The following is a 22,947-nucleotide window of genomic DNA, read 5'->3' on the forward strand; positions in this document are numbered from 1 at the left end:
CAAATGACAAAAATAATGTGGGTATAGATTAGATTCCTATGATTTATATCATAGTCTATATTTTAAAAATTATTCTTAGAAGTATTAATAATCATTGTCGATATCCGTTGTATTCATGCGGTTGAAACCACAGGAAACGCATCAAATTCATCTTTCCCATTTTTCTTAAAATGATGTTGCTTTTGATTTTTTATATAATTGTAAGCAGCATCTAACCGAGATTCACTAACAGAGAAAGCTGCAAAGCCAGTCTGCCAAGCAAATTTTTCAAGGATAAGTTCTCCTCTATTTATAAAATGAGAAGAACTTCCTTGTTATTTATTTTATGATATCTGAAATAGATTTTTGCGGATTTTGTAAAAACAAAACATGCACATGATCAGGCATTCCATTTATGATTCTAACAGAACATCCGAGTTCAATTAACTCTTCTCGAATACAATCGTATAAGTTTTTCTCAATTGGATAATCAATTAATTCCTGACGATTTTTGGCTGCCCATATTACATGAATCCATAATTTGATAAAGGAATGTAAGATATATAAATTAGCATAAAATTTTGCTAATTCACAATTTTATACAATTTATCTGACAATCTAATTCTAAAAGGAACCTCAAAAGTAACTTTATCACCAATTTTAGCTGTTGTAGTTTCAGCTCCATCGACAATCAGTTTTTCTAAAATCATTTCCTGATTACCAGTTGTTGGTCCAGAAATTAAGATTTTATCTCCGCTGTTTAACTCTTGGTTTTCAATAGTAAATTGTGCCACTTGTGCTTTTACATAGTAATGTTCTGCTTTTCCAAGAAGTACCTTTTTTACTTTTACTTTCTGACGAATATCAACTGGTTTTTCTGCGGCACCCAAAGCTGAATTTGGTAATTCTCCTGAATGCTTGAATTTTAGATTTTCAGATTTTCCTTTTCTAAACACTTTGTTTCCAACTTGCTTTCCAGTTCTCAATCTTACTTGATCTACTAAAGGCATATGAATAATCTCCAAACATTCTGTAGAACAGCAATTTTCCATAGCGGTTTTGCAATCATCACATTGAATAAACAATAAATGACATCCGTCATTTTCGCAGTTTGTGTGATTATCACAAGGTTTTCCGCATTGGTGACATTGCGAAATAATATCATCTGTAATTCTTTCGCCAAGACGATTATCAAATACAAAGTTTTTTCCAATGAACTTGCTTTCTAAACCTTCAGCTTCAATTTGCTTAGCGTAATTGATGATTCCGCCTTCTAATTGAAATACATTTTTAAATCCTTGGTGTTTAAAATAAGCACTTGCTTTTTCGCAACGGATTCCTCCGGTACAATACATTACTAGATTTTTATCTTCTTTATGATTTTGAAGCTGATCGTTGATAATTGGCAGACTTTCTCTAAAAGTCTCAACGTCTGGAGTAATAGCATTTTTAAAATGACCTACTTCACTTTCGTAGTGATTTCTAAAATCAACAACTATTGTATTTGGATCATCTAAAATTTCATTAAATTCTTTGGCTTTCAAGTGAACGCCAATATTTGTTACATCAAAAGTATCATCATTTAAACCGTCTGCAACGATTTTATGGCGAACTTTAATAGTTAATTTTAAAAAGGAATGGTCATCATGTTCTACAGCTTCATTTAAACGAATGCCTTTCATGAAATCATAAACTTCAAGAGTTGCTCTAAAAGCCTCCAAATTTTCTTCAGGAATACTCATTTGAGCATTAATTCCTTCATTGGCAACATAAATTCGACCTAAAGCATCGAGTGCGTTCCAGGCTAAAAATAAATCATCGCGAAATTTTTTGGGATCTTCAATTTTTGCATACGCATAGAAAGACAACGTAAGTCGTTGTTTACCTGCATCATCGATCATGATGGCTCTTTCTTCTGCGCTCAAAGTGTTGTACAGTTGCATGCTATAAACAGTTTTAAGTTAAGAATATATGTGATTTTTTAAATCTGCTGCAAAAATAAGGTTTATTTTCAGATTAAAAATTCTATTAACATTTTATCTGTTTTTTTTATTAAATAATCAGATCAATTCCTGTGTTTTTTCTTTACTACTTATCAAAAACCCTAATAATTACTGATTATCAAATAAATACAAACCAAACAACGTGAAGTAAAATGAAATACACTTTTTATACTTTTTTATTAAAAAAATGTTAACTTAGCTATGGACTTAATTGGTTTTTAATTAGTTGAATATTAATGCATCTTAATATAAATTAAAAATGAACAAAATTTACCTCTCGGCAATTCTAATCCTTTTCTTTCTTTCAGCCTGTAAAAAAGAAACTCCGCCAGCGCCCAAACCATTAGAAATCTCAATCCTTACAGTTTTGAATCAGGATGTAAAAGTTGAATCTGAATATACTGGACAAACTTATGGGCAATCAGATATTCAAATAAATCCGCGAGTCGATGGCGTTATTATAAGTATGAATTTTAAGGAAGGTGGTTTTGTAACCAAAGGTCAACTATTGTATACCATTGATCCATTGCCTTATAAAGCAAAAGTTAACGAATCTGAGGGAGCATTGGCAGAATCACAAGCGCGTTTGGCAAAAACCAAGGCTGACTTAGATATGATTGCTCCATTAGCCAAGATAAATGCTGTCAGCCAGAGAGAACTAATTTCGGCAAAATCAGCATATAATGCTTCTCAGGCTCAGATTAAAGCGTCACAAGCGTCTTTAGAAAACTCAAAAATTGAACTTGGTTATTGCCAAATTCTAGCTCCAATTTCAGGTCTAATTGGAATATCTAAAGTAAGAGTCGGCGATTACGTGAGACCTGGCGCGGCATCTGTTCTAAATACAATTTCTGATTTGGGAGATGTAAGGGTTCGATTTACAATGAGCGAACAAGAATTTCTTCGTCTTTTTAGAGAATTTAATAAACCAGACTCTCCTTTAAAAGGAACTGGCGCAGTTGTTTCTTTAAAATTATCAGACGGATCAACTTACCCTGAAAGCGGTCGAGTTAGTTTTGCCGACAGACAAATTGACCCTTCTACTGGTGCAATAACATTTGAAGCTTCATTTGCAAATCCTGATAAATTATTGCGTCCCGGCCAATATGTAAAAGTCGGATTACTTACAGATGTTCGTAAAAACGCCATCGTGATTCCGCAGCGAGCTGTGATAGAAGTTCAAGGAATTTATCAAGTTTATGTTCTTGGAAAAGACAATAAAGTCAATATGCAGATTGTAAAACCGGGTCCGTCTGTAAAAGATGGATACGTTATTGAAGACGGTTTAAAACCTGGAGATAAAATTGCCATGGGAGGCACTTCATTATTAAAAAACGGAAGTGTTATTACACCAAAAATAGTACAATGGGAATTAGGTCAGACTGAGGCTGGAGCAGCTAAATAATTTATACAACACAGTATTATGGGAGAATTTTTCGTTCGCAGACCAATCGTTGCTATTGTAATAAGTATTATTATTGTGATACTTGGATTACTGGCATTACAAAAAACGCCTATTTCACAATACCCAGACATCAATCCGCCTGTTGTAAAAATCACTACAAGTTTTACAGGAGCTAACGCCTTGAATGTTGAACAAGCTGTTGCTACACCAATTGAACAAAAGGTAAATGGTGTAGAAAATATGCTGTACATGAAATCTACCAATACTTCTGATGGAGCTTGTACTATTGAGGTAACTTTTGATGTAGGGACCAATTTGGATAATGCCAATATGCTTACGCAAAACAGGCAGAATCAATCTTCACCTTTTATGCCTGCAAGTGTAAAGCAACAAGGTGTTGTGGTAAAAAAATCCCTTTCATTCCCGATGATGTTATTTACGGTGACATCAAACAATCCGAAATATGACGCTAAATTTTTAAATAATTATGCCAGTATCAATATTGTAGATCAATTGGCACGTATAAAAGGTGTTGGAGAGGTTTCACTTTTTGGAGGAAGTGATTATTCGATGCGTATTTGGCTAAAAGCAGATGTAATGAGCAAACTGGGCGTTACTGTAGATGATGTCAAAAATGCATTGAATGCTCAAAACATGATTAGTCCCGGAGGAAAATTTGGAGCTGAGCCTGCTCCGCCCGGAACCGAATTTACTTACGGTGTTACGCTGCAGGATCGTTTAGTTACTGAAAAACAATTTGGAGAAATCGTTGTTCGAAGTAAAAAAGACGGTGCTCAGGTTTTACTCAGTGACATTTCAAGAATTGAATTGGGAACTGAAAATTATAGTTCATCTGCACGTCGTAACAGTTCTCCAAGTGCAGTAATGGCAGTTTATCAAATGCCGGGCAGTAATGCTCTTGAAGTGGCTGAACTAGCCAAAAGCACCATGAAAAAATTGTCTGAAAAATTCCCACAAGACATAGAATATCAAGAATCTCTAGATACGACTCTTGCCATTACCGCGGGAGTTGATGATATTGTTCATACCCTTTTTGAAGCCATTATACTGGTAATTCTGGTTGTTTTTATTTTCCTTCAAAACTGGCGTGCTACATTAATTCCTTTAATAACAGTTCCCGTTTCTTTAATAGGCACAATTGCTGTTTTCCCGTTATTAGGATTTTCTATAAACACACTTTCACTTTTAGGGTTAGTGCTCGCGATTGGTATTGTAGTCGATGACGCCATTGTTGTGGTAGAAGCTGTAGTTCATCATATCGAAAAAGGAAAAAATCCGCGAGAAGCAACAATTCAGGCAATGCGCGAAGTATCTGGCCCTGTAATCGCAATTGCCTTAATTTTGATTGCTGTATTTGTGCCAGTTGCAATGACTCCGGGAATTACTGGTCGTTTTTATCAGCAGTTTGCCATAACCATTGCCGTCTCTGTAGCATTCTCTGCTTTTAGCGCCTTATCTTTAAGTCCCGCTTTATGTGCCATGTTGTTAAAACCAACAAAACCAATCGAAGAACAAACGGGCTGGTTAGCTAAGTTTTTTACTGGATTTAATAGAATCTTCGAAAAAGTAACAGGCAGATACATAAAAGGAGCTACTTTCTTTGCTAAAAAATCAATGCGAATTGTTGTATTACTGGCGGTTATTCTAGCTGCCGTTGTATTACTTGGCAAAAAAATTCCGTTAGGATTCATTCCCGAAGAAGATCAAGGTTATGTGTTAGTCAATATGTCTTTACCGCCGGCATCTTCATTACAACGCACTGACGAAGTATCTAGAAAAGTGGACAGCTTATTAAAAGAAGAGAAATCAATACTTTCCTACACTACAATAAATGGATTTAGTATGCTTACCAATTCTTACCAGCCTAATAGTGCATTCGTTTTCATTTCATTAAAACCTTGGGAAGAAAGAGAAGAAACCTCAAAACAATTTGTAGACAGAATAAACAAAAAATTTGCAACTCAAATAACGACTGCTTCTGTATTTGGATTTGGTCCTCCTGCAATTCAAGGTCTTGGTGCATCTGCAGGTTTTAGCTTAATGCTGCAAGATAAAGGCGGTAACACTCCGCAATATTTAGCCGAACAAACTCAGGCTTTTATAGCTGCAGCTCAACAGCGACCAGAAATAAAACGTATTTACACCACTTTTAATGCTGGTTCTCCGCAGATTAAACTTGATATTGATAATGACAAAGCTATGAAGCTGGGTGTACCCGTCTCGAAAGTTACGGAAGCATTAGGCGCATTTTTAGGAGGAAGCTATGTAAATGATTTCAATCGTTTTGGGCGTCAATATAAAGTTTTCATACAAGGTGAAGCCGTTAATAGAGTAAAACCTGAAGATCTAAATTTAATTTATATCAAAAACAATGATGGCGATATGCTCCCAATATCCACATTAGTTACGGCCACAAAAGTTATGGGACCAGATTTCACCAATCGTTTAAATCTTTTTAGATCAGCCGAAATTGGCGGAAGTCCAAATGACGGCTACAGTAGTGCGCAGGCTCTAGAAGCGTTAGAAGAAGTCGCCAAGCAAACCTTGCCGGCAGATATGGGCTACGATTACATCAACCTTTCGTATCAAGAAAAACATTCGCCCGGCGGAAGTTCAGTATTTATAATGGCGTTAGTTTTTGTGTTTCTAATTCTAGCCGCACAATACGAAAGTTGGAAACTGCCTTTTAGTGTATTACTTGGTGCGCCTTTTGCCGTTTTTGGTGCATTTTTAGGACTACTTTTAGCCAGAATTGGAAGCGATGCATATGTCAACAACGTTTTTGCTCAAATTGGATTAGTATTGTTAATTGGATTAGTCGCCAAAAATGCCATTCTTATTGTCGAGTTTGCCAAAGAAGAATATGAGAAAGGAAAACCTCTCTATGAATCAGCAATGGTAGCGGCAAAACTTCGTTTTCGACCAATTTTAATGACAGCCTTTGCTTTTATTCTTGGAGTTGTTCCGCTCTTAACTGCTACAGGAGCTGGTTCTCAAGCTCGTATTGTAATGGGAATGGCAGTATTCAGCGGTATGTTAATCGCCACCGTTTTAGGTGTATTAATTGTTCCCGGCTTATTTGTAATGATTGAAAACATCGGTAAAAAGAAAGATGATGAGATCGTAACAACTGAAAATAATATGGACTCAAAAACTACAGACCATGATTAAGAAATACAAAATAATCGTAGTTATATTTATACTTTCACTATTACCGGTGGGCTGTATGGTGGGGCCAAAATATACTAAACCAGAACAGCTAAAGTCAGATTCTTATAAAAACGAAAGAAATTTAGATACTTTGGCTTCGGTAACCAACTTAAAATGGTTTGATCTATTTAATGATGATGTTTTAAAAGATCTGATTACAAAAGGACTGCAAAATAATTATGATTTAAAAATTGCAGTCGCCAGAATTGATCAGCTTAGAGCAGAATTAGGATATTCTAAAACAAATTTATTGCCTTCATTTCAATACGGAGCAACCATAAACAGCAACGAGAAAAACTTAACACCATCGAATGTCGGGGCTAGTATGTCGTGGGAAATTGATTTTTGGGGAAGATATCGCCATGAGAATAATGCTGTACAAAACGAACTTCTTGCGACAGAAGAAGCTCGAAAAGTTGTTCTGTCTGATATCGTAAGTAACATCGCTACAGCTTATTTTCAGATGCGAAACTTTGACGATCAATTAGAAATTGCAAAACACACTCTTTCTACTAGAGAGAAATATTATGACATTATAAGCAAGAGATTTGAAAGCGGTTATATCTCTGAGGTCGATAAAGTGCAAATTGAGCAACAAGTTGCCATAGCACAAGCTGCTATTCCGAATATCAAAAGACAAATTACCTATCAGGAAAATATAATTTCTCTTCTTACGGGGCAGCTTCCAACAGAAATTCCAAGAGGAAAATCTAATACCGAATTGCGAATTGTAAACGAAATACCATTATCAATTCCTTCTTCTTTATTAGAAAACAGACCAGATGTAAAAGCGGCAGAATTAAAGTATAAAGCTTCAAATGAAAGAATCGGAACAGCTCAGGCTATGCGCTTTCCTTCTCTAAACCTTGCCGCAATTGCAGGATTTGCAAGTGCCGATTTAAGCAATTTATTTTTAGGAAGTTCCTATTCCCAGAATGCATCAGCCGGAATCGCAGGTCCAATATTTGCTTTTGGAAGAAACAAACGAAGAGTTGAAATATACAGACAACAGGCCGAAGAACTCAAATTTTCCTATCAAAAAACATATATTTCTGCCGTTACCGAAGTAGAGCAATCCATTCAAAACATCAAAACGTATAAAGAAGAATGGGAAGCGCGCAACAAACAAGTTAAAGCGGCTTTAATAAATTATAAACTGTCCTACGAAAGATACGACAGCGGTTATGTTTCTTATCTAGAAGTTTTAGATGTCGAAAGCAACTTGTTTCAGGCTCAATTAAGCCTTTCTCAATTATCTGAAAGACAATTAAGCTCAATGGTGGAGTTGTATAAGGCACTTGGCGGAGGATGGAACCTCTAAGGTTCTAAGGTACTGAGATTTTAAAAACGTTATAAAACAACAAAAGCACTATTTTCATAGTGCTTTTGTTGTTAATCTTTGTACCTCTGTATCTTTGCCGCTTTGAGCCTAAAACCTTAGAGCCTCAGCAACTCAGAACCTTAGTCCCTTAAATTAACAAAACTCGTTAAACGCATCTTGCAAATTCTCAGCGATCATTTCAGCTGGGCGACCTTCGATATGGTGGCGCTCTAACATGTGAACCAATTCTCCGTTTTTGAACAAAGCCATAGATGGCGATGATGGAGGAAATGGAAACATATGTTGTCTTGCAGCATCAACAGCTTCTTTGTCAACACCAGCAAAAACTGTAATAAGATGATCTGGTTTTTTAGCACCTTCTAAACTCATTTTTGCTCCCGGACGCGCATTTCTTGCAGCACAACCACAAACAGAGTTTACAACAACTAAAGTGGTACCTTCAGCTTTGATAGCATTATCTACAGCCTCAGCACTATGTAAATCTTGAAAACCTGCAACAGTTAATTCAGCTTGCATTGGTTTTACCATTTCTTCTGGATACATATTTTTTATTTTTAAATTTTACTTTTGAACTGCAAAGTTACAAAGTTTACTCGCAACTACTTAATTTGAAGTATAAAGTTTTGTTATAGTTCGATTGATTTAGTCAAAAGTTGTAAAGTCATAAAGTCGGAAGTCAAAACCAAATCTTAAAACAATACCTTTTTTAAAAGATAAAACTCACAACAAACTCGTTAACAAAGACATAATATGATTTTTTTCAGTTGTTATTTACTGAATTTCTTTTGGTACGGATAGGTTTCGTAAACTGTATTGTCTTCATTAAGAGAAAACCCTTTAGCAGCATCTTCTCTGGCAATTCCTACCAAAGCCACAACTTCCTCTCTTGACTTACCTTGTTTCAACCAGCAAATCGCTTTGTAATACTTTGCGTCTGAAAATTCGGGATAGATTTTAATTGCCTTATCAAAAATAGCAATTGCTTCATCCCATTTTTTAAGTTCATATTTAGCAATTCCCTGATAAAAGTAAGCTGTTGGATGCTCCAATTGCTGTCTGTTTTTATAAATATCATTTACATAATCATCAAAAAGCTTTTCCGCTTTTTCATATTCGTTCAATTGCAAATAACAAAGCCCCATATAAAAACTATACGTATGATCCATTACATAAGTATTTCCATAGAGTTTGATACATTCTTCAAAATCTGAAATCGCACTTTTGTAGGTCTTTGCAAATATGCATTTTATAAAAGCTCTGTAAGGAAGCCATTCCTGTTTATTATAAAGAACAGCTTTGTCTAAATAAGCCATTCCAACTTCGTATTTCTTACATTTAAAATAGGGCATTGCTTTTTGCTGCCACAAATAAGCAATTGTGCTGTCTTTTTTTAGTCCTTCATCAATACAACTTTGCCATTCAGACATTTGAAAAACATAATTGTATTTATAAGCACAACTGTCAAGACTTTGGACAACAATAGCATCTCGAACCTTATTGATTGATACTTGTCCAAAAGTAAAAATGGAAATAAAAAAACTGAAACTCAGAATAATTTTTTTCAATGGTTTAAAGTTTTGCGTTAAGACTTATTTGAAAGAAAAGTCACTCTAAATAACGCTTTTATAAATGGAAGTTTTGGGCACTTTAAAATAACTTTAACATCTTCTAAAAAACTTGTTTCTTCATCCAAGAACTTAAAAATCAATTGTGGATTTCCTTTTCTGAATAAAGAAGAAAAAATAGAACTTCCTAATTCATTGTGACGATACAAAATATCCAAAAGCAATAAATCATAAAACCAAAATCGGCTTTTCTTATGAAAATCTATCATTTTAAAATTCTCATTTTGAAGAAAATCTACTAATTCTGAAGATTTTTTATCCGAATTTTTAAAGGTATAACCTGTACTTGCTTTTGTCCATCCACCGGCAGTTCCAATGTTTAAAACCCTTTTCGTGTTTTTCTTCCAAAAAGGATAACAAGTCATTGGAATACTCCCCTGTTCTTTTTCTATAATTTCATACTTATGAATTCCGAGTTTTTCTAAATAAACTTGAATTTCACTTTCATATTCTGCTGTTGAAAGTCTTTTCTCTGAAAACAAAGTATATTCGACCAAAGCTTCGGTTTTAGAAGTCGGTAAAACATACATAAATCGAGTATTTCCTTTTTGTTCTACCGAAAAATCCATAAAAGTGACTTTTTCGGAATTAAAAATTTCAGTTTCTGTTTTCACAAACCAACCCACAAAATGCTGTTGTAAAACGGGATATTTATTTTGACTTTCGGCGAAAGCCTTTTTATAAATACTGTTGAATAAATAGCTGCCTGTATATCTATTTTCTTCTGTACCCACAAAAACATGAGTTTCGAGTTCGTTTATATCGGTAACTTTCTCATTCGAAAAAGTAACATTTGGCTGATTTGTAATAACTTCAAAAACGAAATCATAAAAATATAATCCATTGATTTTATTGTATGTATAAGGACTAAGATCTAAATCCCGTTTAAAATCTTGATTGGCAAACAAAGCAAAATCCCACTGTTTTGAAATAATAGGATTCCAAATTGAATCTTCCTTTTCCCAAAAACACCAAGTTCTGTCATTTCTTTTCTTTGAATCTTGATCTAACAGCAAAATAGATTTATCTGAAAATTTTTCAGTTAAAATCATTTTGTAAACTGTCATCAAAGCAGCCAGTCCAGTTCCCGTAAAAATATAATCGAAGTGTTTGATTTGCGAAGAATTCATTCTCAAAAATAAGAAATTTTATTCTTCCAATTTTTCTAAAAGAAGTTTAAAATCTTTCGGGTTTAAATAGTTGTTATACTGAAGAATGATTTCATAATTCTCATTCAAAACACACAAAACTGGATATACAATTTGGTCATTAATCGTTCCAAGCTGCAAAGCCAATTCATGAACACCAATATTGTTCCCCGAAGGTTTGTACTTAAATATTTGATTATTAAAAGCAATATTGCGTTTCTCTTCGGCATTAAAATCAATGAAATAGAAATTTGAATGCAGCGTTTCAACGATTTCTTTATTCTTGAAAGTTGTTGCTTTCATTCTTTGACAAAACTGACACCAATCAGTATGAATAAAGACAATAATTTTTCGCTTTTTAATTTGCTGTAAGCTATCCACTTCTTCAAAAGTTCTGCTTTTTAACTGGCAAAATCCTGTTGAAGTGATTCCTAACAAGCAAATTAAGAAAAATAGCTTTTTCATTGTTTTGTTTTTTTGCCACAGATTAAAAAAGTTTTTTTTTATATGATTGATTAGCAATTGTCAGGCTGAGCGAAGTCGAAGCCTCGCTCCAATTGACAAGCCCTTCGACCTCGCTCAGAGTGACAATTAGAAAAAATCATTTTAATCTGCGTCTTATAAATTTATCTCAAAGTATATCGCAATCCTATAAAACCGCGAATAGTTTGGTTTTGCCCGTAAACATAAGTCGTATCAAAAGTTAAACCGTATGGATTATCAGGTGTAACCAATACTTTTCCAGCCGAATCATATTGTACATTTTTATCGAAAGGATCATTTGTTCTCGAAATCAAAAACGGATTATTCTGCATTGGAGTAAAATTAAGCAGATTTTTTACACCTCCGTAAAGTTCAAAATTTTTCCATCCTGTATACGTAAACTGAATATTTTGAATACTGTACCAAGGCGAGTTTGGATTTCTTGGATCATATTCGTTCAGCAAAGGCAGTTTCATTGGACTGTAAACATTTCCTGTATAATCTAATAACAAATTCCAAGGTTCAATTTTATACGAAATACTCCAAGTTCCTGTAAAGTTTTCTGTTAAAAAAGGACGTGCAGAAATTCCATCTTCAACATTTTTATTATCTAAGAAAGTCGCGCCAAGAATAAATTTCAATCCATTTGTAAAATTCACATCAACATTAGTGCTGATTCCTTGACTTATGGCATATCCATCAATATTATCATAAATGATTTTGTTAGGATCAGTTTCATAATCTGAAATTATTTTATTGCTGAATCGTGTATAAAAAGCAGTCGTTTCAATTCCCATAAATGTTCCGTTTCCGAAATTAATTTTCTGAATATAATTGAAATTAACGTTTACAGATTGTTCTGGCTTCAAATCATTCTGAATCACAACATCTCGAGAACCTGAAAGCGCTGCGTGATCTTCGGTAAATAAATTCACAACTCGAAATCCTGTTCCGGCATTCAATCTAAAAATAGTATTTTCATTTGCTTTTAAGCGATAAGCAAATCTTGGCGTAAAAATCGAACCATGAATGGAGTTATAATCATATCGCGCTCCCAACAAAACTTGACTTTTTGGAGAAACTGTGATTTCATCCTGAACAAAAATTCCGGGCAGCCAAGTACTTTCCGCTTCTTTTGTTGCCGTTGTATTATCATCATAATAAGAATATCGAGTGGCAATTCCGGCAAGGAAATCATTTCTTCCTATTTTTTTATCCCAAGTCAATTGCAGAAAACCAATTTTTTGATTTGCTATATACGAAGTTGTTCCGTAACGACTATCCTGATAATGCACATTTCCAGAGAAAGAAAGCATTAGTTTCTCTTCAAACGGTAATTGATAACTTCCTATCAACTCTCCTCTTTTTGTATAAATACTTTCGCCGTAAATTTCATCGCCGCCGCGATATTTTTTCTCCCATCTTACATCTCCGCCCCAGCGATCTTCATACATTCCGCGTGCTGCGATGGTAAATAAACGATTATTATTTCGACGAAAACTCCATTTATTAAAAACCGAAATACGATCAGAAAGCGTCACATCTGTAAAATTATCTTTGTCTTTGTCGATAACCTGATCATAATTGAAGTAATTAATTCCTAAAAGTGAAGTTGCTTTTTTTCCAACATTAAATTTCATACCCAAATCAAGATTATTCTCAAGATAAGTTGTGGTAAAATAATCTGCTGAAAACATAGGTGCATTTATTGGATTTTTAGTGATAATATTAATTAATCCGCCAACCGCCTCGCTTCCGTAAAGAGAAGAAGCGGGACCTTTTACAATTTCAATTCTCTCGACCAGCGAATTTGGTATTCCTGACAAACCGTAAACTGTCGAAAGACTGCTTACAATTGGCATTCCATCAATCAAAACCAAAGTATAAGGTCCTTCTAAACCATTTATATGAATATCACCCGTGTTGCAAACGCCGCAATTAAGCTGAGGACGAACGCCATTTACATTTTGAAGTGCATCGTAAATACTTGGTGTTGGGTTTTTCTTGAAGAAAACGGGCGAATAAACCTCAACTGGAACAGCACTTTCTAAACGCTTTACAGGTTTTAAAGTCCCAGAAACTACAACTTCATTAAGCTGATTCTCGTTATCCGTCAATTCAAAATCATAAGATTGAATAGAATCTTTAGTTACCTCAATTTTCTTTTTTAAAGTCTGAAATCCCATTTGAGAAATCTGAATGGTGTAATTTCCTAAAGCAACATTCTCGAATGCATAAAATCCCAAACTATCTGAAACCGTTTTTTGCTTCGAACCTAATAAATGAACATTTGCGGCTTGTATTTTCCTTCCTTCTCCAGATATAAAACCCGATACTTTTGTAGTTTCTTGTGCAAAAGAAAAGTGTAAATTAAATAATATCAATATCCAAATTGAATTTTTCATCGTGGTAAAATTAAATTTAGACAAAACTAAAAATTAAATTTGACAAATAACGACTTTGAATTTTTATTTTTACAACTCAAATCATGTCAAGATGTTATATTTTTATTTTAAAAGTATAAAGACAAGAATCTGGAAGCGCTTTTTTATTGAAAACATCTTTTTTTAAATCTCGCAAAGCCGCGAAGACACAAAGTATTTTCCTTTCAAGCTTTTTTAATAAAGCTTTGCGGCTTCGCGAAAGATTTTCGAAATATCAATTAAAAATCCTCATCAATAAGTTCCTTATTAATCACAGCTCCGGCAAACGATCCTGTAGAAACTGCCATTGCAACAGATCGCATTTGAACCGTGCAATCACCACTTGCATAAATACCAGCAATATTTGTTTTTTGCATTGCATCTACTTTTAACAAACCTTGCTCGTTTAAATCACAACCTAATATTATTGGCAAAGAACAATGTTGTTCTAAAGGCGGTTTCGCATAAACAGCCTTTACAGCCGTTTTTTCACCGTTTTTGAAGATAATATACTCTACATATCCATTTGTATGCTCAAAAGCCACAATTTCATCCTCAAATACGCTAACACCGTGTTTTTTTAAAGCATCAATTTGTTCTAAAGTCAAAGTTGATTTTCCGTTCGTGCATAATCTAAGATCTTTTGTCCAATTCGAAATCAGCTTTGCATATTCAAAAGCCATTTCACCATTAGCAATAATTGCTGTTTTTTCGTTCCTAACTTCATAACCATGGCAATACGGACAATGTAAAACTGAAATTCCCCAGCAATCTTCAAAACCTTTAATTTCAGGAAGCAAATCTTTAACGCCAGTTGCAAACAAAACTTTTCTGGAGCTGAAAACTTCACCAGATTCCGTTGAGATTTCAAATCCGTTATCTCTCTTAACCGCTTCTACCGCAAGTCCGTTGTAAAAGTGAACCGTTTTATAAAGATCAACTTGCAACTTGGCTTTCGCCGAAATAACAGCCGGTTTTTCGCCATCCTGCGTAATAAAATTATGAGAATACGGTGTTTGTCTGTTACAAGGCAAACCACTGTCGATAACCAAAACCTGACGTAGAGAACGTCCTAAACTCATTGCCGCTGACAAACCGCTGTAACTGCCGCCAACGATAATCACATCAAAATTTTTCTGTTTCATAAGACTGCTTTTTAATGATTTTGTTTTTTGTGTAATTTATAATTGATCAAATGCCCGAGAATCATTCCAACACCTCCCAAATAAATTAAATCCGAATGCACATCTAAAAGCAGTTCGCTTAAAATGCTTATCCAAATCAACATCATTGAAACAACTAGAATTGTTGAGACTAAAAGAGCAGATTTTTTAATAATTTTGAAGATGGCAAATAAACCTATTGAAGCAAATAATAAATCGATAATTGGGTTGTGACTTAAACCTAAAGGCAAAATGGTTAAAAGCGGAAAAACTAAACAATGAACCAGGCAGATAGTCGCACTCGAAATTCCTAAAATATCGTAAAAGGATGTTGTTGTTTTCTTCATTTCTCGTATTTTTGCTTAATGCAATTTTGTTGCAAATATACACATTAAAATCAATTGCAACATTGTTGCGTTAATTTTTTAATTTATAAATAAAATGAAAACCACGCGCAATACTACAGCAAAGACAGCCGTTTTAGAGATTTTTGAGAAATCTAAAACAGCACTGTCGCATACCGAAATTCAAAAACAATTGAACGATATATGTGATCGCGTTACTACATATAGAATTTTAGATCGTTTGGTTAATGATGATATTATTCATAAAATTTCGAATCTAGACGGCACCGTAAAATATGCAAAATGCAATCATTCGCATCAGCGTGTACACATTCATAATCATGCCCATTTTAGCTGTGAAAGCTGTCATGAAATTACGTGCCTTGAAAATGTAAAGCCAAGCTATATTATGCCGCATAATTATAAAGTAAACGAGATAAATTTTACATTATCAGGTTTATGTCCAAATTGTTTAAATTCTAACATCTAATATTTAGACTCGCCTAAAAATATTGTTCTGCGAATATAATTTATACCTATATTTGTTAAAACAATACTTTTAAAATGACCAAATCTTTAGAAGAGGTAAACCAATCGGTTGCTACAGAGCATAAAAAAACAGGTTTTAGAAAAATATTAGCCTTTCTAGGCCCCGCATATCTAGTAAGTGTAGGATATATGGATCCGGGGAACTGGGCAACAGATATCGCCGGCGGAAGTCAATTTGGTTACACTTTAGTCTGGGTTTTATTAATGAGTAACTTAATGGCTTTGCTGCTTCAAAGCTTAAGTGCGCGTTTAGGAATTGTAACACAGCGCGATCTTGCGCAGGCTTCAAGAGAAACCTATTCAAAATTCATTAATTACATTTTATATTTTTTGGCAGAAATTGCCATTGCCGCCTGTGATCTTGCAGAAGTTCTTGGAATGGCAATTGGAATTAATCTATTATTTGGAATTCCGCTGTTTGAAGGCGTTTTAATAACCGTTTTAGATACTTTTCTTCTCTTATTCTTAATCAATAAAGGAATTCGAAAAATGGAAGCTTTTATAATTGTTTTGGTCGCAATTATTGGTCTTTCTTTCATTTTTGAAATGATTTTTGCACAACCCGAAGTTCCAAAAATCCTCGCAGGTCTTATTCCTTCAATTCCAAATTCGGCAGCTTTATATATCGCGATCGGAATTATTGGAGCGACTGTAATGCCGCACAATCTATATTTACACTCTTCTTTAGTACAAACTAGAAAATTTGACCGAAGTCCAGCCGGTATAAAACAAGCTTTAAAATATAATTTAATCGATTCTACGATTGCCTTAAACTTAGCTTTCTTCGTAAACGCCGCAATTTTAATTCTTGCTGCTGCAACTTTTCATAAAAACGGAATGTTTGAAGTTGCTGAAATACAAGATGCTCATCAATTTCTAGAACCTTTATTGGGAACTAAATGGGCTCCAATTTTATTTGCTGTTGCTCTTATTGCTGCAGGACAAAGTTCGACCGTAACCGGAACTCTTGCTGGACAGATTGTAATGGAGGGTTATTTGCATTTGCGCATTCAGCCTTGGGTTCGTCGTATTTTAACTCGTTTAATTGCTATTGTTCCCGCACTAATTGTTATATCTATTTATGGCGAAAGTGTTACCGGAAAACTATTAATTTTAAGTCAGGTAATTTTAAGTCTTCAACTTGGCTTTGCCATTATCCCACTTATTCATTTTGTGAGCGATAAATCTAAAATGAATGGTTTTCATATCTCTAAAACTACTCAGGCAGTTTCTTGGATCATCGCGGCGATTATCGTTTCATTAAATGCAAAATTAGTCTACGACGAAATAACTTCTTGGCTTGAAACTTCAGAACATTCTACAATAATATGGCTTACGGTTGTTCCGCTTGCTTTTGGTTTTCTGGCTTTATTACTTTATATCATTGTAAAACCATTTATCAATAGAGCAAAATCAAATATCGAGAATCATTCTCCTCATCATCTTAAATTACAATATATTCAAAAAGAAATCTACAACAAGAAAAACATAGCGATTTCTGTTGATTTTTCTAAAGCTGATGAAGCGGCACTTAACAATGCGTTTGAACTGGGCGGAATTAACGCTCAATACACTTTAATTCATATTGTTGAAACTGTAGGAGCACTAATGTACGGAGGAAATATTGCCGACCATGAAACTACTATAGACGGAAAATTATTGTTGGAATATAAAGATATGCTTTCGCAGAAAGGTTTTAAAATCGAAACTGAACTTGGATTTGGAAAACCTAACACTGTGATTCCAAATATTATTAACCAAGGAAATTTTGATGTTTTAGTTATGGGAACTCACGGCCACACTGGATTAAAAGATATTCTTTTTGGCACCACAGTAGACAAACTCAGACATAAAATTTCGATACCTTTGTTGATTGTTAAATGAAATAGGTTCAAAGATCCAAAGTAACAAAGTGACAAAGATTTTATTCTTTGCTCCTTTGCTTCTTTGTCACTTTGTTCCTCAAAAAGAAAAAAAATGACCTTTTCAGAAGAAAATTACCTTAAATCTATATATCACCTTACAGCTTCTCTAGAAACTGAGGTGAGCACGAATGCAATTGCTGAAATGATGGAAACTAAAGCTTCATCTGTTACTGATATGCTTAAAAAATTGGCTGAGAAAGACTTAGTTAATTATAAAAAATATCAAGGTGTTTCTTTAACAGAAAATGGAAAACTGGCCGCTAAAATGATTGTTAGAAAACATCGTTTATGGGAAGTTTTTCTTGTGGAAAAATTAAGTTTCAGCTGGGATGAGGTTCATGATATTGCTGAACAATTAGAACACATAAAATCGGAGCAGTTAATAAATCGTTTGGATGATTTTCTGGGAAATCCGACTGAAGATCCACACGGAGATCCAATTCCAGATGCAAATGGCCGAATTATAAAGATCGAGAAACAACTGCTTTCTGAATTATCCGAAAATCAAACTGGTGTTTGTGTAGGTGTAAAAGATACTTCTTCTGAATTCTTGAAATATTTGGACAAACAAGGAATTGCTTTGGGTTCTAAAATAGAATTCCTTTCTAAAGAATCTTTTGATTTATCGGTTAAAATCAAGGTTGACAACAAGGAATTGTCTATTTCGAACAAAATTGCTTCTAATTTGTTCGTGAAACTAGTGTAGACTTATTTATCGATTAGAAATCTAAATTTGTAAATCGCACTTCTAAACTGCGTATTAGATTATTAGCTCTTTCTAAACTAAAAAGATTTATCGCAATCTGTTTTTTCTCGCTTGAATTTGTGATTATATAAAGCATAGAATTATTAATTCTATAACCTTTTATCTCACAGTAAGCTAGTTTTTGTGTACTAAATATATTTCTCGAAATAATGGAATCATTTGTAAAAATAACCCTTCTTACAAAGACATTAATTAATAAAACCAGTGCTAAGACAATAATCACAATTGCTAATAACACCACTAGAATATTTAAGTAAACTGAAGCACAGCAGAAACTATACAATTCGAAAATACGGGAATCAGGAGGTAATGTAACAAAAGGAACTAATAATAAGCTGCCAAAAATCAATATTAATACTATTGAAAAAAAGAAAATAAAAGCTTTCAATCGACCTGATACCCTATATACATTCATCTGCAATTATCTTATATCTGAAAATTACTGCTAAAATAAAGTGTTTTTCGTACGAATTAGAAAAAGAAACTAACTTTAACTTTTAAACTATTCCCTTCTCAATCATTTCGAGCATTACCGGCGAAGCATTTTTAAATGTTGGCGGCTGTTCGATAATACTTCCAGCATTCTTTTTGTTTACTTTAAAAGTAACATCATTATCCGTTGTAAATAACAAAGCTGTTAAAAACGGGTTTTTAATATAGGTGCCCAAAACTAATAAAGCTTCGTCTAAAGTGTGGATGCTTTCGATTTCTTCTGTTTTATAACGCGTAGTTAATGAAATAGAAAAAGTATTGTCGTCATTTAAAACTAAACGAAAGTAGATGTTTTTAATTTCAGTATCTCCCATTGTTTTTGCCAAAGTAAGTTTAGCAAAAGTTCCGTTTTGAATACTTTCTTTAACACGCTCACAAAAAAGAGCAAATATTGGTTCGTACATTTTTTTAGTTTTCTAAGATTCTAAGAACTATCCCGAAGTCTCGGGACTAAGTTTTTAAAAACCTTTGTCTGTTATTATTTAACCGCAAAGTTCGCAAAGTTTTTTCGCAAAGAACGTAAGGAAAATTAAAAACTTTGCGAACCTTGCGTCAATCTTACCGAACTTTGCGGTTACGAAAAATTATTTTCCAGTAAATTCAGCTTTACGCTTTTCTAAAAATGCTGTTGTGCCTTCTTTAAAATCTTGTGTTCCAAAACACTTTCCAAACGATTTTATTTCCGTATCAAATCCATTTTTCCCATCGGTAAAGTTCGCATTGATTGCTTTAATGGCTTTACTTATTGCAAATGGAGCATTTTTAATTATTTTTTGCGCAATTCCGTTTGTAAACGCCAAAAGTTCTTCTTGAGACACAACATGATTTACCAAACCGTATTGTTTTGCTTCTTCAGCAGAAACCATTGCTGCGGTCATAATCATTTCCATTGCGCGTCCTTTTCCAACTAATTGAGGCAAACGCTGTGTTCCTCCATAACCTGGAATTAATCCTAAAGTAACTTCTGGCAATCCCATTTTAGCATTATCAGATGCTACTCTAAAATGACAAGCCATTGCTAACTCTAACCCGCCTCCTAATGCAAAACCGTTAACAGCCGCAATAACAGGTTTTTTAAGGTTTTCTATAAAATCAAATAATGATTCCTGACCTTCGGCTGCTAATTGTGCGCCTTCAACAATAGTGTAATTTGCAAACTCTGAAATATCGGCTCCAGCCACAAACGCTTTTTCTCCGCTTCCTGTTAAGATGATAACACGAACATCGTCGTTTTTTCCCAATAATTTAATTGCCTTACTAAGATCGCTGATTGTTGCTTTGTTTAAAGCATTCAGTTTCGCAGGTCTGTTAATCGTAACAGTCGCTATTTTTTCTTCAATCGAAATTAAAAGATTTTCGTAGTTCATGACCTTGATTTTATGAGTTTGTTATTGGTAAAGAAACTCTAAAAGTGGTTCCTTTCCCGTATGTTGATTCAAAGGTAATTGTTCCTTTGTAATTTTCGATAATGTTTTTTATAATTCCTAATCCAAGTCCCATCCCGCTGGTTTTAGTGGTGAATTTTGGCTCAAATATTCGGCTTGTATCTTGTTTTTGAATTCCAATTCCGTTGTCCTTTACTGCGATTTCAACATTATTATTTCGCCTTTTTACCTTGACAACAATCGATTTATGAATCTGACTTTCTGGAATTGCTTGTGTCGCATTTTTAACCAAATTAGTGATCACACGTATTAACTGGGTACGATCCATCTTGGAAATGATTTCTTCTTCATCACTTTCAAAAGAAATATAATCTTCATTAAAAATATCCAATGCCAATTCTACAACCTCAACGACATTTAAAGTCTCATTTTGCTGTGCCGGCATCGAGGCAAAATTCGAAAATGCCGAAGCAACGGCTGTCATTGTATCGATCTGCTGAATTAAAGTCTCTGAATAATCATTCATCTTCTGCTTTACATCTGGATCGTTTGGATCAAATTTTCGCTGAAAACTCTGAACCGTCAATCGCATTGGCGTAAGCGGATTTTTTATTTCATGTGCAACTTGTTTCGCCATTTCGCGCCAAGCTTCTTCACGTTCGCTTTGAGCTAATTTTATCGCGCTGGTTTCAAGTTTATCCACCATTCCGTTATAAGCCTTGATCAAGAAATTTACTTCCTTACTCGTCGCTTCTATTACGATTTTTTCGTTTTTCTGATCTAAGTTGGTTTCTTCTAATTTATCAGAAATTGTTTTTAATGATTTTGTGATATAAGTCGAAAGAAAATAAGCCAATGCAAAAGCAACAAGCAGCATAAAAGAATATACTTGACTTAAGCGGATTAAAAACGTATTCAGCTCGTTATCGTAATAACCGTCATCTTCTAAATAGGGAAGATTCAAAATCCCAAGAGGTTTGAATTTTTCATCTTTAATTAAACTGTACGACGATCTGTTTTTAACGCCGTCGATGGTTTTAATATCTACAAAACGTTTTTCGATTGATGAACGAACTAATTTCAGAATATATTCAGGAATTGGCGGCGATATTTTATCTACCGCAAATGATTCTTTAGATGATTTTAGCAGCTTTCCGTCAAGACTGTAAATATTGATTTCAATTTTATGAATCTGAGCAAGTTCATGAATTTTATCTTTGAAAATTAAATCTAAATTCTGGGTTTTCAAAGGATAAGTCGTTGTAGAAAGCACATAATTGATATGCTCTTTTACAGCATTTTCTTTACGTTCCAACCGCTCTTGATGGTATTCTTTTGCTTCGGTTTTGAATTGTATAATCGAAATCGAAGCCAATAAAAAAGATGCTACAACAATCAATACAATCATCGACAGGAAAATCCTGGTACGAAGCGAAAGCATTGACATTTTGAAGTTGTTAAACATATTTTTAGTTATGGATTATGGTTTTTGAGTTATGCGTAATAAACTTACAGCTCAAAACTTATAACTATTTTCTTTCTCTTATTCTTTTATAAAATTTAAAGCCCAGCATAAGTAAAACTGAGAATAAAATGATCCCAACCACACCAAAAATCCAATTGAAAGCACTCTTTAAAACTACTAAAAAAACAATAGCAAATAATATAATCGTCGCACCTTCATTCCATAAACGCATATAGTTACTTGAATATTTTACCTCATCTTTTTGTAATTGTTTAAAAATCTGATGGCATTTTAAATGATACAGATACAACAAGAATACGAAGCCTAATTTGATATGCATCCAAGGCATTTTAAGCCAGGCATTTCCTAAATCAGTAAAAAACAACATCCAAAAAGCAAAAATACTGGCTAAAATTGCTGACGGCCATGTAATAATATACCACAAACGATAGCTCATAATTTTAAACTGCGCCTGTAAAATTTCTTTTTCAGGAGATGGTTTATCATTAGCTTCAATTTGATAGACAAACAAACGCACAATATTAAACAAACCTACAAACCAGGTTAGTACGAAAATAATATGCAGTGATTTTAAATAGTTATAATATTCCATTTATTTCTTAAATGTAGATTGTTTAAAAAGATCGATCATAGCTTTTCCATAAAGTTCATCTTCATATACTATAGCTGCAACAAAAATTTTGCCGTTAAAGAATCTAGAAAAAACTACTGCAGTTGCAATCGTTTTACCTTCTTCTGTCAATACAATTTTTGCTTTTCTAAATTCCAGACCAGAGATGTTTTCTTTACTAACAGAATAATCATCCATTTTTCCTTTCGGATATATTTGACCTATGTTTTTTAGAATAAGAAAATCTTTTAATTTCAGTCTAAGATCAACAAACTGTTCACTTCCAGTGTACTCTTCATAATTTGCCAAAAAATAATTAGCATCATCTTTCTTGAAAACAAGAATGTCTTTTGTTGTTTCGGCTGGAGCACTATTTTTATCCGTTAGTAAATCTTTGCCATCTGTTTTAGATTTATTTACTTCGTTTTGATCTAATACTTCATAATCTCCTGGAATAGTAATTTTCCAGTTAAATGTTTTATCATAAAAATCATTGCTTTTTGCAGCATTATCATTTTTGCATCCAGCTAAAACTACCAGCGCAAGAAGCAAAACCGAAAAGTATTTTAATTTCTTCATTTATTTCAG

The 22,947-nt window shown here is 33.8% G+C and carries 20 protein-coding genes and 1 pseudogene; 6 read left to right on the forward strand and 15 right to left on the reverse strand.

Features of this window, described 5'->3' with window-relative positions:
- Nucleotides 1–113 precede the first annotated feature (113 nt).
- Nucleotides 114–540, reverse strand: a pseudogene (gene tnpA / locus NLG42_RS24545) (IS200/IS605 family transposase).
- 23 nt (nucleotides 541–563) lie between these two features.
- Nucleotides 564–1,922, reverse strand: coding sequence for an oxygen-dependent tRNA uridine(34) hydroxylase TrhO (gene trhO / locus NLG42_RS04230; RefSeq protein WP_089058020.1), 1,359 nt, complete (start codon nucleotides 1,920–1,922; stop codon nucleotides 564–566).
- Nucleotides 1,923–2,241: 319 nt separating this feature from the next.
- Between trhO and NLG42_RS04235 the strand changes: the two genes are divergently transcribed.
- The 3 genes from NLG42_RS04235 to NLG42_RS04245 are packed head-to-tail and all read left to right on the forward strand — an operon-like array spanning nucleotide 2,242 to nucleotide 7,939.
- Nucleotides 2,242–3,387 carry an efflux RND transporter periplasmic adaptor subunit gene (locus NLG42_RS04235; RefSeq protein ID WP_089058019.1) on the forward strand — a complete coding sequence of 382 codons (1,146 nt, stop codon included), beginning with the start codon at nucleotides 2,242–2,244 and terminating at the stop codon, nucleotides 3,385–3,387.
- An 18-nt stretch (nucleotides 3,388–3,405) separates the two neighbouring features.
- On the forward strand, nucleotides 3,406–6,579 hold the full coding sequence (locus tag NLG42_RS04240) for an efflux RND transporter permease subunit (protein ID WP_099717908.1): 3,174 nt from the start codon (nucleotides 3,406–3,408) through the stop codon (nucleotides 6,577–6,579).
- Nucleotides 6,572–7,939 (forward strand): TolC family protein, encoded by a 1,368-nt coding sequence (locus NLG42_RS04245; protein WP_257683082.1) that lies wholly within the window; start codon nucleotides 6,572–6,574, stop codon nucleotides 7,937–7,939. The genes NLG42_RS04240 and NLG42_RS04245 overlap by 8 nt, the downstream gene beginning before the upstream one ends.
- Nucleotides 7,940–8,092: 153 nt before the next feature.
- Here NLG42_RS04245 and NLG42_RS04250 read toward each other — a convergent pair whose 3' ends face one another.
- The 7 genes from NLG42_RS04250 to NLG42_RS04280 all read right to left on the reverse strand — a co-directional run bounded on the left by NLG42_RS04250 (nucleotide 8,093) and on the right by NLG42_RS04280 (nucleotide 15,149).
- On the reverse strand, nucleotides 8,093–8,503 hold the full coding sequence (locus NLG42_RS04250; protein WP_099717906.1) for a BrxA/BrxB family bacilliredoxin: 411 nt from the start codon (nucleotides 8,501–8,503) through the stop codon (nucleotides 8,093–8,095).
- Between the two features lie 224 nt (nucleotides 8,504–8,727).
- A complete protein-coding gene (locus tag NLG42_RS04255) occupies nucleotides 8,728–9,525 on the reverse strand; it encodes a tetratricopeptide repeat protein (protein ID WP_257683083.1) in 798 nt (265 codons plus the stop codon).
- A gap of 17 nt (nucleotides 9,526–9,542) precedes the next feature.
- Nucleotides 9,543–10,715, reverse strand: coding sequence for a lycopene cyclase family protein (locus NLG42_RS04260; protein WP_257683971.1), 1,173 nt, complete (start codon nucleotides 10,713–10,715; stop codon nucleotides 9,543–9,545).
- Between the two features lie 18 nt (nucleotides 10,716–10,733).
- Nucleotides 10,734–11,198, reverse strand: a complete 465-nt coding sequence (locus NLG42_RS04265; protein ID WP_257683084.1) for a thioredoxin family protein — start codon at nucleotides 11,196–11,198, stop codon at nucleotides 10,734–10,736.
- A gap of 161 nt (nucleotides 11,199–11,359) precedes the next feature.
- Nucleotides 11,360–13,621, reverse strand: a complete 2,262-nt coding sequence (locus tag NLG42_RS04270) for a TonB-dependent receptor (protein WP_257683085.1) — start codon at nucleotides 13,619–13,621, stop codon at nucleotides 11,360–11,362.
- 257 nt (nucleotides 13,622–13,878) lie between these two features.
- Entirely contained in the window at nucleotides 13,879–14,784 is a 906-nt protein-coding gene (locus NLG42_RS04275) for an NAD(P)/FAD-dependent oxidoreductase (RefSeq protein WP_257683086.1), read from the reverse strand.
- An 11-nt stretch (nucleotides 14,785–14,795) separates the two neighbouring features.
- Nucleotides 14,796–15,149, reverse strand: coding sequence for a MerC domain-containing protein (locus NLG42_RS04280; protein ID WP_099717900.1), 354 nt, complete (start codon nucleotides 15,147–15,149; stop codon nucleotides 14,796–14,798).
- A 94-nt stretch (nucleotides 15,150–15,243) separates the two neighbouring features.
- Between NLG42_RS04280 and NLG42_RS04285 the strand changes: the two genes are divergently transcribed.
- From NLG42_RS04285 to NLG42_RS04295, 3 genes are all read left to right on the forward strand, one after another.
- On the forward strand, nucleotides 15,244–15,636 hold the full coding sequence (locus NLG42_RS04285) for a Fur family transcriptional regulator (protein ID WP_257683087.1): 393 nt from the start codon (nucleotides 15,244–15,246) through the stop codon (nucleotides 15,634–15,636).
- Nucleotides 15,637–15,710: 74 nt separating this feature from the next.
- Nucleotides 15,711–17,579 (forward strand): Nramp family divalent metal transporter, encoded by a 1,869-nt coding sequence (locus tag NLG42_RS04290; RefSeq protein ID WP_089058008.1) that lies wholly within the window; start codon nucleotides 15,711–15,713, stop codon nucleotides 17,577–17,579.
- 93 nt (nucleotides 17,580–17,672) lie between these two features.
- Nucleotides 17,673–18,326 (forward strand): metal-dependent transcriptional regulator, encoded by a 654-nt coding sequence (locus NLG42_RS04295; RefSeq protein ID WP_089058007.1) that lies wholly within the window; start codon nucleotides 17,673–17,675, stop codon nucleotides 18,324–18,326.
- A gap of 13 nt (nucleotides 18,327–18,339) precedes the next feature.
- On the opposite strand, the gene NLG42_RS04300 is transcribed toward NLG42_RS04295, so the two are convergent.
- The 6 genes from NLG42_RS04300 to NLG42_RS04325 all read right to left on the reverse strand — a co-directional run bounded on the left by NLG42_RS04300 (nucleotide 18,340) and on the right by NLG42_RS04325 (nucleotide 22,938).
- Complete coding sequence (locus NLG42_RS04300; RefSeq protein ID WP_257683088.1) at nucleotides 18,340–18,801, reverse strand: hypothetical protein; 462 nt, start codon at nucleotides 18,799–18,801, stop codon at nucleotides 18,340–18,342.
- 82 nt (nucleotides 18,802–18,883) lie between these two features.
- Entirely contained in the window at nucleotides 18,884–19,282 is a 399-nt protein-coding gene (locus NLG42_RS04305) for a hypothetical protein (RefSeq protein WP_089058006.1), read from the reverse strand.
- 180 nt (nucleotides 19,283–19,462) lie between these two features.
- Nucleotides 19,463–20,245, reverse strand: a complete 783-nt coding sequence (locus tag NLG42_RS04310; protein ID WP_257683089.1) for an enoyl-CoA hydratase/isomerase family protein — start codon at nucleotides 20,243–20,245, stop codon at nucleotides 19,463–19,465.
- 10 nt (nucleotides 20,246–20,255) lie between these two features.
- Nucleotides 20,256–21,671: a sensor histidine kinase gene (locus NLG42_RS04315; protein ID WP_089058004.1), complete on the reverse strand. Its 1,416-nt coding sequence runs from the start codon at nucleotides 21,669–21,671 to the stop codon at nucleotides 20,256–20,258.
- A 121-nt stretch (nucleotides 21,672–21,792) separates the two neighbouring features.
- Complete coding sequence (locus NLG42_RS04320; RefSeq protein ID WP_089058003.1) at nucleotides 21,793–22,341, reverse strand: CopD family protein; 549 nt, start codon at nucleotides 22,339–22,341, stop codon at nucleotides 21,793–21,795.
- Nucleotides 22,342–22,938 carry a hypothetical protein gene (locus NLG42_RS04325; RefSeq protein ID WP_257683090.1) on the reverse strand — a complete coding sequence of 199 codons (597 nt, stop codon included), beginning with the start codon at nucleotides 22,936–22,938 and terminating at the stop codon, nucleotides 22,342–22,344.
- Between the last annotated feature and the right edge of the window lie 9 nt (nucleotides 22,939–22,947).

Origin of the sequence: Flavobacterium plurextorum, assembly GCF_024638035.1 — a bacterium.
Classification (GTDB): Bacteria; Bacteroidota; Bacteroidia; order Flavobacteriales; family Flavobacteriaceae; genus Flavobacterium; species Flavobacterium plurextorum.